Consider the following 16968-nt stretch of genomic DNA (forward strand, 5'->3'; position numbering starts at 1 on the left):
CTTCATCTGGCCAAGCGGTCGCCATCGCCGGAATAGGCTTCATTTGTCTCGCCGTTGCGCTGCCGCAGGCGGATGATCGCCGACGCGTCGCGAGGATTGGGCGGTAGCACCGCGTTCTTCAAGGCGATCGAATAGGCGTGTTTCGGATGTTCCAGCACGTCCCTGGCATCTCCGCTCTCCACCACCACACCCTTGCGCATGATCACCACGCGATCGGAAATGTAATAGGCGGTCGCAAGATCATGGGTGATGTAGACGATCGAGACGTTGAGAGAGTCGCGCAGATCGCGGAAGAGATTGACGATCGACATGCGAAGCGATGCGTCCACCATCGAGACGGGCTCATCGGCGACGATCAGCTTCGGCTCCGGTATCAGGGCGCGGGCGACGGCAATGCGCTGCAACTGACCGCCTGAAAGCTCATGCGAGAAACGACCTTTTATCTCCGCCATCGAAAGGCCGACGCGCTGAAGGGCAACGTCGGCAAGCGCCTCTTTCTCGGCGCGGCTCTTCGCGCCCTTGAAGCGATGGGCGGTGGCCAGCAGATACTCGTCGATCCGGGTCAGCGGATTGAAGGCCTCGAACGGATTTTGGAAGACCGGCTGGACCTTTGCCATGAAAGCCTCGCGGTCCCTGCGGGAATGCACCGACTTCACATCAGCGCCGTCGAAGCGGATGCTGCCCCGATCGGCCTTTTCATTACCGAGGATCATCTTTGCCAGCGTCGATTTGCCGGAACCGGATTCACCGACGATCGTGAATATCTCGGGCTTGTCGGCGGCAAGGGCGAAGCTGACATCGTTCACCGCCTTCATCTTTTCGCGCGAGAAGAAACCGCCGATCGGAAAGAGCTTGGTCACATGGTCGAGTTCGAGGAGGAAATGGCTGCTCATTGGATCTGGTACTCCCCGGCGCGGAAGCATGCGACCCGCCCGCCTGTGGCGCTCGGCAGCATGGCCGGCACTTCACGGGCGCATTTGTCGATCGCAATCGGACAGCGTGGATGGAACCGGCATCCTGAAGGCGGATCCGAAAGCGCCGGCGGCTTGCCTTTAAGGCTCTTTCGCGTCGAGACGTCGCCGATGCGCGGCAGGCTGCCGATCAGATGGACGGTATAGGGATGCTGGGGATTGTCGAAGATCGCCTGCGTCGGCCCCTCCTCCGCCAGCCGGCCCGCATACATGATGGCCAACCGGTCGGTGATGGCGGCATGCACGGACATATCGTGCGTCACGAAGATGACCGAGGACTGCATGCGCATCTGCACTTCCTTGATCAGCGCCAGCACGTCCTGCTGGACGAGCACGTCGAGCGCCGTCGTCGGCTCGTCGGCGATGATGAATTCCGGCTCGCAGACAGTTGCAAGGGCGATCGTCAGACGCTGGCGCATGCCGCCCGAAAGCTGGTGCGGAAAGGCATCGAGCACATGGGGATCGAGATGCAGCCGGGCAAGATGTGCTTCGACACGGGCGTGGAAGGCAGCGGGATCGAGGTTCATATGGCGGGAGGCGAAATCGGTGAAGGCGTGTTTGACCCTTCTGACCGGGTTCAGCACGTTCATCGAGCCCTGCATGATGTAGGAAAGGTGGCGCCAGCGTGCCGCCTTCATCTTGTCCGGTTCGGCATAGACATCGATGGGCCCGTCGGCAAAATTGAATTTCACCGTTCCGCCGACGACGCGCATCGGCGGGCGGATGGCGCCGGCCAAAGTCTTGATCAGCGATGTCTTGCCGCTCGAGGATTCGCCGGCAATGCCGTAGATCTCGTTTTTGCGGATGGTCAGGCTGATATCGTCGACGGCGCGGATCTCCCGCCGCACGCCGAAATAATCATTGACGTAGTAGCATTTCAGCCCATCGATCGTCAGGGCGTCCATGGCGTTTTCGGCAAGGGTCAACGGCCGCCTTCTCATCAGATTCTGCATCTCCTTAAGCTCCCATCCGGGCCAGGCGCGAACGCGGGTCGATATATTCGTTCACCGACATGGCGAGCATGAACAGGCCGAGGAACAGGATGACGACGAAGAGCATCGGGAAGGCGACCCACCACCATATGCCCGATACCATTGCGGAATGCGCATTGGCCCAGTAGATCATGCCGCCGATCGTCGGCCGGTTGATGTCGGAAAACCCAAGCACCGAGAGCGTCACCTCGAGGCCGATCGCCCAGATCAGGTTGTTCATCGTCGTGAAGAAGACGATCGGCATCACATAGGGCAGATGCTCGCGGATGAGGATCTGCCGTGTGCGCATGCCCGAGAAGACCGCGTGCCGGGTGAATTCCCGGTGGCGGAGAGACAGGGCGACGGAGCGGATCAGACGACTGTCATGCGTCCATCCAAGCAGCGCTGCGGTGATCGCCAGCATGAACCACGTCATCTGGTCGCGAAGCACGAAAACCAGAAGCAGCAGGATCGGAATATTCGGCAGGGCGCCGAGCGTATCGTTGACCGCCATGATGATCTGGTCTGTCCGGCCGCCGATATAGCCCGAGATCAGCCCCACGGCGATGGCGATGATGCGGCTGACGAAAGCGACGATGATGCCGAAGAACAGCGTGTTGCGCATCGAGGCGGCGATCTGCCAGAAAACCTCCTGGCCGCGCGAGGTGGTGCCGAGCCAGAATTCGGCCGAAGGCGGCATGTCGGGCGCGACGACATAGATGGCGTTCTCGTCATAGGGCGAGAAGAACGATGCCACGATCAACGCCAGGATGAGGCAGATCAGGACGGTTCCGAGCAGGAACTCCTTGTTGTAGCGCAGCAGGTCTCTGAGGACTTTGAACATCACGGATTATCCCAGTTTCACGCGCGGATCGATCAGCGGATAGATGATGTCGATCACGAAAACCGCGGCGGCGACGGCGATGATGGCGATGGTGGTGACGCCGAGCACGAGGCTATAATCGCCGGAATAAATGCCGGAGATCAAAAGCTTGCCGATCCCGGGATAATTGAAGACGAACTCGACGATGACGGCGCCGCCGAAGACGTTGCCGAGACTGAGCGCCAGGCCGGTGACCTGCGGCAGCATGGCGTTGCGCGCGACATATTGTGAAAAGATGCTGCGCGAGCGCACGCCGCCGAGTTCAGCGTAAACGACATGATCGTCGGTGACGATGTTGGATACGAGCGAGCGCATCGAGATGAACCAGCCGCCGACGCCGACGAGCACGAGGGTCAGGGCCGGCAAGATGCCATGCTCGATCACCGAGCTGATGAAGGCCCAGTTGAAGCCGGGCGGGAGATTGACCTGTGCGCCATCGCTGATCGGCAGGATAGGCCAGATGAAACCGAAGAGGATCACCAGGCTGAGGCCGATGATGTAGGTCGGGATCGGCTGTAGCGCCATGATGACGACACCGGCGACCTTCAGCAACTTACTGCTGTGGAAATAACCGGCAAGCGCGCCGAGGAAATTGCCGATGATCCAGGAAATGATCGTTGCGAGCGTCAGAAGCCCGACCGTCCAGGGAAGAGCCCGGCCGATCACGGTCATGACGGGGGTCGGGAAGGAAGAGAGCGATGGACCGAAATCGCCGGTCAGGACGCGGCCCCAGAAGGTGACGTACTGGTCCAGCAACGGCCCGCCGGTGCCGTAGAGTTCACGCAGCGATTCGCGAAGGATCTCGACGGCCTGCGGATCGGTGGAGCCGAAGCTCGTCAGCAGCGACACGGTCTGCTCGATCGGATCGACCGGCGAAAAATGCGCAATCAGGAAGGCCAGCGTGATGCCGGTGAAGACCACGAAGAGAAATTGCAGAAAACGTTTTGCCGCATAGATCAGAAAGCCATTCATGACATCGACCCTTCAATAGCAGAACGGAAACAGCCGGCGGCCGGCTGTCTCCTTTATGGTGCCCCGATCAAGGCTTCGGCGTATCCGGGTTGGCCTTCAGCCCGACCACCATGTAGCGGATGTTCGACCAGTTCGGACCCGAGGCCGAATAGGGATTGTCCGCGCTTGGATAATTGGTCCAATAGGTCGTATCGAGCGGCGCGAACTTGTTGTAGGCCATCAGCGGGATCATCGGCATTTCCTCGACGGCGAGCTTCAGGAAGTCCTGACCGAGCTTGGCGACATCCGGCGAATCGAAGGCGATCGATCGGTTCTTCTCGATGAGCAGGTCGAGACGCGGATCCTGCCAGCGCTGCAGATTGCGCGGCGGCTGGATCTGCCCGAGCGGCTTGATGAACTCCGAATGATAGCTGTCGAGGAAGAAGGAGAGATCGGGATGACCGCCCCAGGTCTCGATGCTCCAGTAGATCGCCGTCTCGAAATCGCCTGTGCTGAGGCGTTGACCGTTGGTTGGGCCGGCGACATCGACCTTGGTCGCGATGCCCGCCTGCGTCCATTGCTGGGCAATCACCGTGCCGGCGCGGGCCAGTGTCGGAATGGCATCGCCTTCCACCTGCAGACGGATCGTAAAGGGCGTTCCGTCAGGCTTTACCCACTGGCGACCGCTCTTCTTGAAGCCTGCCTTCTGCAGCAGTTCGGTGGCGGCCTGAACGTCCTTCTTCCACCAGCCGAAGCCGAATGTACGCTGTAGTTTGGCCGGATCCGTCGGGATCTGATCGGCCCATTGGCTGCGCACCATATTGGCGATCTGCGCCGAGATGTTCGGATCGTAAGGCTTGATCTTGCGGGAACCGGTGTCGAGCTCGAAATTCGTCAGCCAGTCTTGCATCGGTGCGTAATAGTCGTCAGGGGCAGAACCCGTCGGTGGCGTGGCTAGGGCTGCGATATTGGCCGCACCGCGATAGGAGCCAAGCGCCACTTCGCGGATATCGATCAGCAGCGCGAGAGCCCAGCGAACATCCTTATTGTCGAAGGGCGCCTTCTTCGTATTGAAGAGAACGGAAGGCAGCGTCGGATCCGGATGCGCGAAAGGGAAACCCTTCAGCCACGAGGCCGTACTCTTGCTGTCACGCATGATCGAGAACATGCCCTCGGGCGCCATGTCGTTGATGACGTCGAGATTGTGGTTGCGCTGTTCGATAACGCGGGCTTCCGGATTGCCGGCGGCGCGATAGACGACGTATTTGACCTCGGGCGGCTGTTTCGCAGCCAGGCCGATCGACGTGCGCTGCCAGTCGTCGCGCAGCCTCCAGATCGTCCAGTTGCCGCCCTTGTCATAGCTTTGCAGCTGATAGGGCCCGAGCGAGACCGGCGGGTTGTTGTTGAACGACAGCGGATCTGCAGCCTTCTCGAAGACATGCTTCGGCATGATCCAGGCGGCATTCCAGCGAACGGTGAAAAGCGTGTGGAAGCGCGAGTTCGGTTTCTTCAGATGGAAGACGACCGTTTGCGGATCCGGATTTTCCATGCTCGCGACATTGACGGTGAAGGGCGCGCTCCAGGCCATGCCGGGATGATCGATCTGCGTCTGCACGGTATAGACCACATCGTCACTGGTGAATTCGACACCGTCGCTCCAGAAGATGCCCTTGCGCAGCTTCACCGTCATCTCGGTGAAATCGGCGTTGTAGCTCGGGGGCTCGCTGGCAAGGGCGTTCTGCCAGGCGTCCTTGCCGCCTTCGGGATTGATGAACCATAGCGTATCGGTGGTCAGCTGCTGCAGGCCGTTGAGGTTTGCCGCCGCCCCGCCCCCAGGAGCCCAGAGGTTGAACCAGTCGGCATTCTGCTGCGGCGTGCCTTGGATAATCAGCGTTTCGTTGCGCGGTATGCCGGCAATGAAATCCTGCGCAAATGCCGGAAGGGCCATAAGAGACATTAGCGCGATGGCTGCATATCTACGGAACTTCATCGGATGTTCCTCCTCCTCAACTCGCCACGGCGAGCGCTTCCCGTAATCAATTGACGATGCGTCCAGCAAACCCCTGCCTGCGCGTGCCGCAGGGACACATGCACTCCTCGACGGCGGGCGAGCTCACGCCACAGTTATCGACAATTTTTCAAGAAACGGCAACCGATAATTTTGGTGACTATAAAAAATAGCGCATTTTCAGGCATTTTTGACGCTCAATGATAAAGCATATTTTTATATTATTGACAAAGTGAGCATTTGGCTTAGCTTTTGCGGCGAGCGCGGCACCCTCCCAAGAGGCCGTACTTCATCACCAGACAGGTCGGCCGCTTTCGGGAGGGGCTTTGGCATGATCGTTCAAGAGGACACCACGATGAGCAGCCCTTATGACGTGACGATCTCCGTTCACGCCAACCGGCCGACCGGCAAATACGAACCCTTGTGGAACTGGTTCGGCTACGACGAGCCGAATTACACTTACTCCCCACACGGCAGGAAGCTGCTCAAGGAACTCACAGAACTCAGCCCCGAGCCGCCCCGCATCCGCGCGCACAATCTTCTGACCAGCGGCGACGGCCTGCCTGCCCTCAAATGGGGTTCGACCAATGCCTATACCGAGGATGCTGACGGCAATCCGGTCTACGACTGGACGATCATCGACAAGATCTTCGACACCTATGTCGAAGCCGGCAACATTCCGCTGATCCAGATCGGCTTCACACCGGAAGCTCTCTCCGATTTCGACGGTCCTTACCGTCACGAATGGGAGCCGGCCGATAAATACGCGACGATCACCACCGGCTGGACGGCTCCACCGAAGGACCTGAAGAAATGGAGCGACCTGATCGAAGCATGGGCGCGCCATCTCGCCGAAAGATATGGCGAGGCCGTCGTTTCAAGCTGGCCGTGGGAAGTCTGGAACGAGCCGGACGGTCACTACTGGATCGGCACCATCCCGCAATTCTGCGAAATGTATGATGTCAGCGCCAAGGCTCTGAAGCGTGCCTTGCCGAATGCCCGTGTCGGCGGACCGCATACCTGTGGCGCCTTTGCCAACGAAAAGGCCCAGACCTTCCTGCGTGCCTTCCTCAAGCATGTCGTCGAAAACAAGTCGCCAATCGATTTCCTCGCTTTCCACGCCAAGGGCAATCCGGTGATCTATGAGGGTCACGTTCGGATGGGCCTGCACAAACAGCTCCGTGACATCGAGACAAACCTTGCCATCATCAATGAATTTCCGGAACTCCGGCACCTGCCCGTGGTAATCGGCGAATCCGATCCGGAAGGCTGCGCGGCCTGTTCCGCACGCGTCCATCCCCAGAACGGCTATCGCAATGGTCCGCTCTACGGCGTCTATATCGTCGAGAGTATGATCCGCACCTATGAGCTTGCAAGACGCGCCAACATCCATATCGAAGGGGCGGTCACCTGGGCCTTCCTCTTCGACGACCAGCCCTATTTCGACGGTTTCCGCGATCTTGCGACCAACGGCGTCGACAAGGCCGTTCTCAATGGCTTCCGCATGCTCGGCAAACTCGGCGGCGAGTGGCTGGAATCGGAAAGCGATTATCGCCGCGACATCGAGGACATCATGAACCACGGCGTGCGCGGCAAGCCCGATGTCAATGTCGTGGCGACCCGCGACGATAAGGGCGTTTCCATTCTGCTCTGGCATTATCACGACGATGATGAAGCCGGGCCGTCCGCAGACATTTCGGTCAATCTCGACGGCTGGGGCGACAAGTCCGCGTCACTCAGGCATTTCAGAATGGACGAGGAACATTCCAACGCCTTCGGCGTCTGGACGGCGATGGGCAAGCCGCAGAATCCGACCGGCGAAGGTTATGCCAGGCTGGAAGCGTCGGGAAAGCTCGCCGAGATCGACGAGGCATCGGTCAAGGTTGATGGCGGCAAGATCGTCCTCAAGGTCTCCCTACCGCGTCAAGGCGTGTCTCTGCTGCGCCTCGATTGGTGAGCCGGTAGGCGAAGGGAGCGCAATCGAACGATGCGCTCCCCTTCAAACGGCTAGCCGCGTCAATGATCGCTGACATAGGCGAGATAACGTTTCTTGCTGGGCTGCAGATGGTCGACACAGAGCTGGGCGAGAACCCAGTTGTCAGTGCCGCGCAGCATCTCGATCATCAGCCGGTGATGCTCATGCGAGATGCGTAGCGACTCCTTGCTCGACATCGAATTGGCGCGCACGGGCAGGCTGAGACGCATATAAAGCTCGATCGATTGCACGAGATGCGCATTGCCGCAGGCGCCGAAAAGCGTCAGGTGGAATTTGTCGTTGGCCTCGTGCACGCCTCTGAGATAACCGGATTCGACGTGACGGCCATGCTCCTCGTGCAGCGCCAGCAGTTCCTCGATCAACGCTTCAGGTGCCGGCAGCTTTATCCACAGCGCAGCCTGCCGTTGCAGCAACTCACGGACATCGTAGATTTCCTGAACCTGGCGAGCAGTCAGCGAGCGGACGGTCGCCCCTTTGTTGCGCTCCCGAACCACGATACCCATCGTCTCGAGCTGCACGATCGCCTGGCGGGCGAAATGGCGCGTGACGTGAAAGCGGGCTAGAAGCGCGTCTTCGGTCAGACGGGTCCCGGGCGCAAGCCGGCCGAAAATAATGTCCTCCTCCAGCGCGCGGGCAATGCTTAGATCATCATGCTCGATGCCGTCTTCGCGGCTTTCGTTGAGCGTCTGCAATGTCATCTCCTCTGACGGGCGCGCCATGTTACCGTGGATTGCGTTCCGGGTCGAACCGGCTCAAGCGATAGATATCCTCGACAAGAGCAAGCGTCTTCATGTTATCGCCCGGCGATGTTTCCATCGCGACCTTTCCATCGAGACTGTCGAGGAAATGCGCAATGGTCGCGTCATAAGCGCCTTGGTAGGTCTCGTCGAGATCGAAGCTCTCCCGGCGCTGCTCCGCACCCTGCGCTAAGAGCAGATTGCCTTGGAGTTCGAGCGTGCCGCGCGTTCCGAAGATGCGTAAGTGATCACGCGGCACCGGCGGAGCACCATGCGCGGCGAGATTGGCGTTGACGGTGACAAGAACGCCGTCGCCCAGCCGGCGCAGGACGACGCATGCCACATCCTCCGCGACGATATCGCGATTGCTCCTCTCAAGCCGCGCACCGACCACCTCCATCTCGCCCAGAAGATATCTCAGCGTATCGAGATGATGAATCATGACCTCCATGACCAGCAGCCGCTCCTGCGTCCGGAAGAAGGGTTGGCGCACCAGCGCCGGCCTTCGCCCCTCTGCATCCGCTAGCATGCCGCTGGACAGGAATTCGAACTGCGCCTGACGGACATCGCCTGCAAGTCCTTCGTCGAGCCATGCCTTCAGCCGCCGATAATAGGCGCGGAACCGCCAGTTCTCGTGGATCATCAGCCTGCCCTTGCCGGAAAGCTCTGCCAACAGGTGAACAGCCTCGTCGTAGGAAGAGGCGAGCGGCTTCTGGCAGATAATATCGAGCCCCCTTGCCGCCGCCAGCCGGACCAGTTCGGCGTGAAACTCCCGCGGCGCGCAGATATCGACGGCATCGAGCTGCTCGGCTTCCAGCATCGCCTCAGCGCCCGCATAGTTGCGCGCGACCTCGAAGGCGGCCAGCCGGGCCTCGATCGTGCTCCGCGACGGGTCGGCGATCGCCACGACCTCGGCGCGATGCAATTGCCGCCTCCATGCCGATAGATGGTAGGCGCTGACCCAGCCGGCGCCGACCATTCCGATACGCCGTCGTCTCGTCCCCGTCATGGCGCTTCCCTCTGATTCAAGTTCATTTTATCAATAATCTATCCGGCTTCTTCATGAAAGCCAATCATCGACTCATCAAAATGAGGCGACGATCGATCGATATTTCCTTGGAAACTTATGGGTATCGCTGAAGATATCCAAAAATACGATATGGTGACGCCATCTTATTTATTGACAATCCTCCATATCCCACTACGCTGACAGCACATTGGCCATGGTCAAGTTGGCGAGGGAGGAACAGGTTTGTCGAACGGTCTTCGTCGCAAGCTGACGAGTTATGGCGATCAGGGATTCTCCCTTTTCCTGCGCAAGGCATTCATCAAGGCCATGGGCTATTCTGACGATGCACTCGACCGTCCCATCGTCGGCATCGCCAATACTTACAGCGATTTCAATCCCTGTCACGGCAATGTGCCGCAACTCATCGAGGCCACCAAACGCGGCGTTATGCTGGCGGGCGCGATGCCCATGGTGTTTCCGACCATCTCGATCCACGAGAGCTTTGCCTCGCCGACCTCGATGTATCTGCGCAATCTGATGGCGATGGAAACGGAAGAGATGATCCGCGCCCAGCCGATGGATGCCGTCGTGCTGATTGGTGGCTGCGACAAGACCTTGCCGGCCCAGATCATGGCGGCTGCCAGCAGCGAGATACCGGCGATCTTCCTGCCGACCGGTCCGATGGCCGTCGGCCACCACAGGGGCGAACGGCTTGGTGCCTGCACGGATTGCCGCCGTTTCTGGGGGCGCTTCCGCGCCGGAGAGATCGACGAGGCCGAGATCACCGAGGTCAATAACAAGCTGGCCAGCTCGATCGGCACCTGCACGGTGATGGGCACGGCGAGCACCATGGCGAACCTGACCGAAGTCATGGGTCTCTGCCTTCCCCGCGCCGGTTCGGCACCCGCCGTCGAATCCGAACGCGTCCGCCTTGCCGAGGAGACCGGCCGTGTCGCCGCACGGCTCGCCGTGGATGAGGCCGCCCCGACGGTGCGCGAGATCCTGACGCCACAGGCGATCCGCAACGGCCTCGTGGCGTTGCAGGCGATGGGCGGCTCGACCAATGCCGTCGTGCATCTTGCCGCAATCACCGGCCGCCTCGGCCGTCGCCTCGACATGGCCGAACTCGACCGGCTGGGCCGGAGCATACCCCTGCTCGTCGACTTGCAGCCGTCCGGCCAGCATTATATGGAGCAGTTTCACGAGGCGGGCGGCGTCCCGGCGCTGTTGAAGGCGGTGCGTCATGAAATCGATGGCAGCGCCCCGACGGTCTACGGCAGGACGATCGGCGAGATTATCGACAACGTCGTCGACGAACCGGGCCAGACGATCATCCGCACCGTCGAGAAACCGTTAAAGCCGATCGGCACGATCGCCGTCCTGCACGGCAATCTTGCGCCGCGCGGCGCCGTCATCAAACAATCCGCCGCCTCCAAGGATCTTCTCCAACATATTGGCCGCGCCGTCGTTTTTGATTCCGTCGAGGATATGACGCTGCGCATCGACAGCGACGATCTCGACGTCAAGGCCGACGATGTTCTGGTCCTGCGCAATGCCGGGCCGAAAGGCGCGCCCGGCATGCCGGAAGCCGGCTATCTACCCATTCCCCGCAAACTCGCCCGGCAGGGCGTGAAGGACATGGTGCGGATTTCCGATGCCCGGATGAGCGGCACGGCTTTCGGTACGATCATCCTCCACATCGCGCCTGAAGCCGCCGATGGCGGCCCGCTGGCGATCGTCCGTACCGGCGATCGCATTCGCCTCGATGTCGAGGGCCGGCGCATCGACATCGATATCGACCAGGCGGAATTCGATCGCCGCATGCTGGAGATCATCGACCGACCCTCCCCTGCCCCGTTGCGCGGCTATGCAAAACTTTATCAGGAACGCGTGCTCCAGGCTGACGAAGGCGCCGATTTCGATTTCCTGCAAAGCGACGAGCTCGACGCATGATGAGTACCGCTGATATAGAGGCCCCGCTTTGCCTGCCCCGCCGGCAACTGGCGCGCTTGCCGCGGCCGGCACTGCCGCAAGGCACGGTCGATACGCATTTCCACGTCTTTCGCGCCGACGCTCCGCTCAACACCCCGCGCAGCTATACGCCTGACATCGCGACGATTGCCGACTGGATCGAATTCTCAGAAAGCCTTGGCATCGCCAAGGGCGTATTGGTACAGCCAAGCGTCTATGGCCTCGACAATAGCGTGCTGCTGGAAGCGCTCGCCGCCTTTCCGGGCCGTTTGCGCGGCATCGTCGTCATTGATCCCGAAACTGGAGAGACCGAGATCGAGCGGCTCCACCGGCACGGCGTGCGCGGAGTGCGGATCAACACACGCAACAAGGGCGGCCTTCCCTTGGCTACCGCCAGGACACTGGCGGAAAGGATTGCGCCTTTCGGCTGGTCGCTGCAACTGCAGATCAATCCCGAACAGCTTCCCGATCTTCCGGCAACATTATCCGGCATCCGCCTGCCCATCGTTGTCGATCATCTCGGCTTCATTCCGCTTGCCACAGAGACGAGACCACAGCATGTCGATGCGCTGAAAAGGCTGATGGACGCGGCTGATGCCTATGTCAAAGTGACCGCGCCCTATCGGTTGACGAAGGAGACGAACGACCAAGGCTTCGCCGAGGTCACCCGCACGCTTGCCGCGAGCCATGGGGAGAGGCTGCTCTGGGGCAGCGATTGGCCGCACACCGAATTATGGGATGGCATGCCCGATGACGCCGAGTTGATCGAGGCCATGCAGGCCGCCATCGACGATCCCACGGCTGCCGAAAAGATTTTTGTTCGAAATGCCGAAGTGCTGTTCTTCGGCCGCTGAATGGGAGACCACGAATGGCCAGACTGACCGAAGATGCCAAGGGCGTCTATGTGATCGCCGTAACCCCCTTCACCGATGATGGCTCTCTCGATCTCGCCAGCATCGACAGCATGGTCGATTTCTACGAAGGCGCCGGCGTCACCGGGCTGACGGTGCTTGGTCAGCTCGGCGAGGCCCCGAAATTGACCGCCGAGGAATCGAGGGCCGTGGTCGAACGGGTGCTGAAGCGCCTTGACGGGCGCCTTCCCGTCGTTGTCGGCGTCTCGGCGCCGGGACTTGCGCCGATGCGCGAACTCGCCGAAGCCGTCATGGGGGCGGGTGCTGCCGGCGTCATGGTCGCGCCGCCCTGGACCGTCAAGACTGACGATCAGGCTTTCGCCTTCTACCAGTCGGTCGGCGAAGCCCTTGGTGATACGCCCTTCGTGCTGCAGGATTATCCGCTCACCACCAATGTGACGATCGCGCCCAAGGTCATCGAGCGCATCGTCAACGAGGTGCCGAATTGCGTCATGCTCAAGCACGAGGATTGGCCGGGTCTTTCGAAGATATCAGCGCTTCGCGCTGCCAGTGACAAGGGCGCCATGCGGCGCATCTCCATCCTTTGCGGCAATGGCGGACTTTTCCTGCCCGAAGAGATGGGCCGCGGCGCCGACGGCGCCATGACCGGCTTTTGTTATCCGGAGATGATGGTCGGCGTCGTCGAGGCCTATGCGGCCGGAAATCCCGATCGCGCCCATGCGATCTTCGATACCTATCTGCCGCTCGCCCGCTATGAACAGCAGCAGGGCATCGGCCTTGCCTCGCGCAAATACGTGCTTGCCAAGCGCGGCGTGATCAGGTCCGCCGCCCTGCGCAAGCCGGGCGCCGGGCTGTCGGCGCTCGATATTGCCGATGTCGAGCGGCTGCTGGCGCGCCAGGCGATCCGCCTCAACGAGATCGGGGCGTGAAGCTCGACACATGCAGATCGAAACGATGTGTGTGTCCGCACTGTCCGTTGGCCTGAAATCCGAGCGACTCCCAGAATTTCGCAGCACCATCGTTTCCCGCATGAACGGTGACGATGCTGCAGCACGACCGCGCATGGTCGAGCAGCGCCAGGGCAAGCATCCGGCCGATGCCGCGCCCGCGCATTGCCGGACTGATGTAGAAACGCCGCATCCGCAACGCCCCTGACATGGCGACTTCGACGGTCATGCCCCCGACGCCGGCAAGCACCGCATCGACATAAGCGCCAAGCAGCCTTTCGCCGTCCCGCTCGAACCTGATATCGCCGGCCGACCATTCGTCGATAAGGCGCGTGATATGGCGATATCCTTCCCGCCGGGCTGCGCTTTCGAGATCTGCGATCTCCTGCGGCAATCGATCGCGGATCATACGGATATCGATTGCCATGGTGGTGCGCGAATCTAGGCTGCAGGAACCGGAATCTCACGGCGCACCGCCGCATCCGGCAGGCCGACCGGAACGAAGGTCGCATCGCCATCGACCGCCATGTCCCGCACCGTATGTTTCTCCAGCGCCTTCGTCACCTCGGTGAGGTCGCCGTCCAGATGTTCGGCCGGGATGAGATTGCCGATCACGAAATCGAAGCGATCGCCGCGTTTGTTCAGCAGTTCGTGAAACACCGTCATGTCGCGAAGCTCGGTCGACCATTTCGCCAGCCAGTAGAACAGGCCGGAATTGCGTGCCGTCATATGGACGGGAAGGATCGGCAGATTGTATTTGCGCGCCAGCCCGACGGCCGAGGTCTTCCATGGGCGTTCGTTCAGCCGGCCGTTCGCCCAATAGGCGATGCGGCCTGAAGGAAAGAGCACGGTCGCCTTGCCTTCCCTAACCGCATGGTTCGTCAGCTGCAGCGTCTCGCGCGCCTTCAGCTTGCTCTTGTACTCCTCCCGCCATTCGACGGGAATGATCATCTCGGCAAAGCGCGGATTGACGCGGATGGCATCGCGATTGGCAAAGAACATCATATCAGGCCGGCGTGCTTTCAGGAGATCGAACACGGCAACACCATCGGCGATGCCGGTCGGATGGTTGCTGACGAGGATGAAGCCGCCGGTTTCCGGAATGCGTTCGCCATTGACGATGCCGATGTCGAGTTTCAGCACGTCACTCAGATATTCGAACGACTGGAAGCCCGGCATTTTCGCAACCGCATTGGCGAATTCGAGCGCCTTGTTGTAGCGCAGCAGCGTGTAGAGGAACGGTCGCATGACCGGCCAGAGCGGATTTTTGACGATCCTCTGGCCGCGTTCGGCAATCAGCGTATCGACGATATGACCGGGCTTTCCCTGTGAAACGAGAGCGATCGCTTCCGCGAGCTGTCCGAAAGCCGTCATGGAATCGCGCCGTGCCATGAAAGATCCTGTCTATGGGGTATAAGCTATCGCAGTACAATATGATCGAAGGATGACAAAGGCTTGGCCGGCATTAGCAATTCCATAACCGTTCCTGCTTCAAATTGGCGGACTTGAAGGCAAATTCAAGGCTCGCGACGTGAACGAACTGCTTGTTATCGCCGATCCGCGCCTGATGGCGGAGCGGGCCGCATGGCTCGAAAATCTCGCCCGCGAACGCCGTCTTTCCGAGCACACGCTCGACGCTTACGAACGCGACACCCGCCAGTTTCTGACCTTTCTGACCGGCCACCTCGCCGGACCGGCCACACTTGGCGATATCAGGGAATTGCGCCCCGCCGATTTTCGCGCCTTCCTGGCCGCCCGGCGCAAGCAGGGTTCCGGCGCCCGATCGCTCGGCCGCAATCTTGCCGGTCTTCGTTCGCTGCTGCGCCATCTTGAAAAGAAGGGCCTGGTCAATGCCGCCGGTGCTGCCGCGATACGCTCGCCGAAACAGCCGAAATCATTGCCCAAACCGCTCTCGGATACCCAAGCGATTACCGTCGTCAGCGACGAAGCCCAGCTGCATGACGAACCCTGGATCGCCGCGCGCGATGCGGCCGTGATGACGCTGCTCTACGGCTGCGGCCTGCGCATCTCCGAAGCGCTGGATCTCGTTCCCGCCGACCTGCAGAAAGGTGCGACGACACTGCGCATCACCGGCAAGGGCAACAAGACACGGCTGGTGCCGCTGCTGTCCGTGGTCTTCGACGCGGTCGAGAAATATCGCGCGCTCTGCCCATATCACCTCGAAAGTAGCGAGCCGCTGTTTCGCGGCGCCCGCGGCGGCAGGCTGCAGCCGGCGATTATTCAGCGGACCATGCAGAAGATGCGCAGCGCCTTCGGCCTGCCGGAGACGGCGACACCGCATGCATTGCGCCACTCCTTTGCCACCCACCTGCTTGCCGGCGGTGGCGATCTGCGCACCATCCAGGAATTGCTCGGCCATGCCAGCCTTTCCACAACGCAGGTCTATACCGGCGTCGATGCATCGCGGCTGCTGGAGGTGTATGATCGGGCGCATCCGCGCGCGTAACTTTTCGTTCGTAACTTTTCGTTAACGCATCCTCTTAAAGGAATATGCGCAAGCCGGGCGTAGAGCATGAAGCCTATAGAGCATGTGATCGGAACACCCATCATGACGACATCAATCGGCCGCCGGACGTCCTACCTCGCAGTGCCGGCCCATCTGTTGCTCTGGCTGATTGCAGCCTTTCATATGCTGCTGCTTGCCGCGCTGTTTGTCGCCTTCCTTACCGCAAGGCCGGCCGCGGCCGAAGAGGCGGCCTGCACCGGCCGCAACCTGATGGTCGATCTGCAGCAGAACGACCCTGCCCGCTATGCCGAGGCGCTGAAGGAAGCCGATGCCACGCCGAACGGCAAGGGCATCTTCTGGAAGATCGAGAAACCCGGACTTGCCCCCTCGTGGCTGCTCGGCAGCATGCATGTCACCGATCCGCGCGTGCTGGCCCTGCCGCCGCGCGCCCAGGCCGCCCACGACGCCGCCGGCACGATCATCATCGAATCCGACGAGATCCTCGACGAACGAAAGGCGACCGCGGCCCTGCTTGCAAAGCCTGAATTGACGATGTTTACCGATGGCACGACGATCGACAAGCTGCTTTCTCCCGAAGATTACAAGCGCCTTGAAGCCGGGCTGAAGCAGCGCGGCATTCCGCTCGGTGCCGTTTCCCGCATGCGGCCCTGGATGATTTCGAGCGCCGTCGCCCTGCCGGCCTGCGAAATCGCCCGCAAGGCGAAAGGCGTGCAGTTCCTCGACCAGAAGATCGCCACCGACGCCGTTGCTCAGGGCAAACAGGTCAAGGGGCTGGAAACCCTTGCCGAGCAGATCCAGGCCATGGCCGATCTGCCGATCGAATTCCATCTGAAGTCGCTGATCGAGACGTTGGAACTCGGCGACAAGATGAGCGATGTCGTCGAGACGATGACCGACCTCTACCTCTCCGGCGACATCGGCCTGACGATGCCGATGTTGAAAACCATAACACCGGAAGACAAAGGCGAAACCAACGATTATGCGGCCTTCGAGCAGCGCGTCATCCTCGACCGCAACAAGGTGATGGCCGAGCGCGCCACTCCCATCCTCGACGGCGGCAACGTCTTCATGGCCGTCGGCGCCCTGCACCTGCCCGGCAAGGACGGCGTCATCGAACTGCTGCGCCAGCAAGGCTTTACCGTCACCGCGATAAACTGAACCCGC

At 60.8% G+C, this 16968-nt stretch carries 15 protein-coding genes; 6 read left to right on the top strand and 9 right to left on the bottom strand.

Annotated features, from left to right (window positions below; genetic code table 11):
• Positions 1-2: 2 nt before the first annotated feature.
• The 5 genes from NE851_RS31395 to NE851_RS31415 all read right to left on the bottom strand — a co-directional run bounded on the left by NE851_RS31395 (position 3) and on the right by NE851_RS31415 (position 5766).
• A complete protein-coding gene (locus NE851_RS31395; protein ID WP_047615555.1) occupies positions 3-893 on the bottom strand; it encodes an ABC transporter ATP-binding protein in 891 nt (296 codons plus the stop codon).
• Complete coding sequence (locus tag NE851_RS31400; RefSeq protein ID WP_028755848.1) at positions 890-1924, bottom strand: ABC transporter ATP-binding protein; 1035 nt, start codon at positions 1922-1924, stop codon at positions 890-892. Before NE851_RS31400 ends, NE851_RS31395 begins: the two co-directional genes overlap by 4 nt.
• 4 nt (positions 1925-1928) lie before the next feature.
• A complete protein-coding gene (locus NE851_RS31405; RefSeq protein WP_028755849.1) occupies positions 1929-2786 on the bottom strand; it encodes an ABC transporter permease in 858 nt (285 codons plus the stop codon).
• A 6-nt stretch (positions 2787-2792) separates the two neighbouring features.
• Entirely contained in the window at positions 2793-3797 is a 1005-nt protein-coding gene (locus tag NE851_RS31410) for an ABC transporter permease (protein ID WP_097543616.1), read from the bottom strand.
• A gap of 67 nt (positions 3798-3864) precedes the next feature.
• Positions 3865-5766, bottom strand: coding sequence for an ABC transporter substrate-binding protein (locus tag NE851_RS31415; RefSeq protein WP_127431279.1), 1902 nt, complete (start codon positions 5764-5766; stop codon positions 3865-3867).
• A 349-nt stretch (positions 5767-6115) separates the two neighbouring features.
• On the opposite strand from NE851_RS31415, the gene NE851_RS31420 reads away from it, so the two are divergent.
• Complete coding sequence (locus NE851_RS31420; RefSeq protein ID WP_254959718.1) at positions 6116-7741, top strand: GH39 family glycosyl hydrolase; 1626 nt, start codon at positions 6116-6118, stop codon at positions 7739-7741.
• A 59-nt stretch (positions 7742-7800) separates the two neighbouring features.
• Here the strand turns inward: NE851_RS31420 and NE851_RS31425 are convergent, their stop codons facing one another.
• The gene (locus NE851_RS31425) at positions 7801-8472 is read right to left on the bottom strand and encodes a GntR family transcriptional regulator (protein ID WP_028755853.1); all 672 of its coding nucleotides are present in this window, start codon (positions 8470-8472) and stop codon (positions 7801-7803) included.
• A 28-nt stretch (positions 8473-8500) separates the two neighbouring features.
• Positions 8501-9526: a Gfo/Idh/MocA family protein gene (locus NE851_RS31430; RefSeq protein ID WP_063473451.1), complete on the bottom strand. Its 1026-nt coding sequence runs from the start codon at positions 9524-9526 to the stop codon at positions 8501-8503.
• A 243-nt stretch (positions 9527-9769) separates the two neighbouring features.
• On the opposite strand from NE851_RS31430, the gene NE851_RS31435 reads away from it, so the two are divergent.
• The 3 genes from NE851_RS31435 to NE851_RS31445 are packed head-to-tail and all read left to right on the top strand — an operon-like array spanning position 9770 to position 13298.
• The gene (locus NE851_RS31435; RefSeq protein ID WP_097543612.1) at positions 9770-11479 is read left to right on the top strand and encodes an IlvD/Edd family dehydratase; all 1710 of its coding nucleotides are present in this window, start codon (positions 9770-9772) and stop codon (positions 11477-11479) included.
• Positions 11479-12351 carry an amidohydrolase family protein gene (locus NE851_RS31440; protein WP_254962466.1) on the top strand — a complete coding sequence of 291 codons (873 nt, stop codon included), beginning with the start codon at positions 11479-11481 and terminating at the stop codon, positions 12349-12351. The genes NE851_RS31435 and NE851_RS31440 overlap by 1 nt, the downstream gene beginning before the upstream one ends.
• A gap of 14 nt (positions 12352-12365) precedes the next feature.
• Positions 12366-13298: a dihydrodipicolinate synthase family protein gene (locus NE851_RS31445; RefSeq protein WP_254959722.1), complete on the top strand. Its 933-nt coding sequence runs from the start codon at positions 12366-12368 to the stop codon at positions 13296-13298.
• Here the strand turns inward: NE851_RS31445 and NE851_RS31450 are convergent.
• Together NE851_RS31450 and NE851_RS31455 are read right to left on the bottom strand one after the other, a co-directional pair.
• Positions 13279-13743 carry a GNAT family N-acetyltransferase gene (locus NE851_RS31450; protein WP_254959724.1) on the bottom strand — a complete coding sequence of 155 codons (465 nt, stop codon included), beginning with the start codon at positions 13741-13743 and terminating at the stop codon, positions 13279-13281. The two genes, NE851_RS31445 and NE851_RS31450, sit on opposite strands and share 20 nt — an antisense overlap.
• Before the next feature lie 14 nt (positions 13744-13757).
• Positions 13758-14708 (bottom strand): GNAT family N-acetyltransferase, encoded by a 951-nt coding sequence (locus NE851_RS31455; RefSeq protein ID WP_254959725.1) that lies wholly within the window; start codon positions 14706-14708, stop codon positions 13758-13760.
• Positions 14709-14847: 139 nt separating this feature from the next.
• On the opposite strand from NE851_RS31455, the gene NE851_RS31460 reads away from it, so the two are divergent.
• Together NE851_RS31460 and NE851_RS31465 are read left to right on the top strand one after the other, a co-directional pair.
• Entirely contained in the window at positions 14848-15783 is a 936-nt protein-coding gene (locus NE851_RS31460) for a tyrosine recombinase XerC (protein WP_097543609.1), read from the top strand.
• A gap of 102 nt (positions 15784-15885) precedes the next feature.
• On the top strand, positions 15886-16962 hold the full coding sequence (locus NE851_RS31465; RefSeq protein WP_254959728.1) for a TraB/GumN family protein: 1077 nt from the start codon (positions 15886-15888) through the stop codon (positions 16960-16962).
• Positions 16963-16968: the final 6 nt, after the last annotated feature.

The organism is Rhizobium anhuiense bv. trifolii (assembly GCF_024346605.1).
Lineage (GTDB): Bacteria > Pseudomonadota > Alphaproteobacteria > Rhizobiales > Rhizobiaceae > Rhizobium > Rhizobium anhuiense.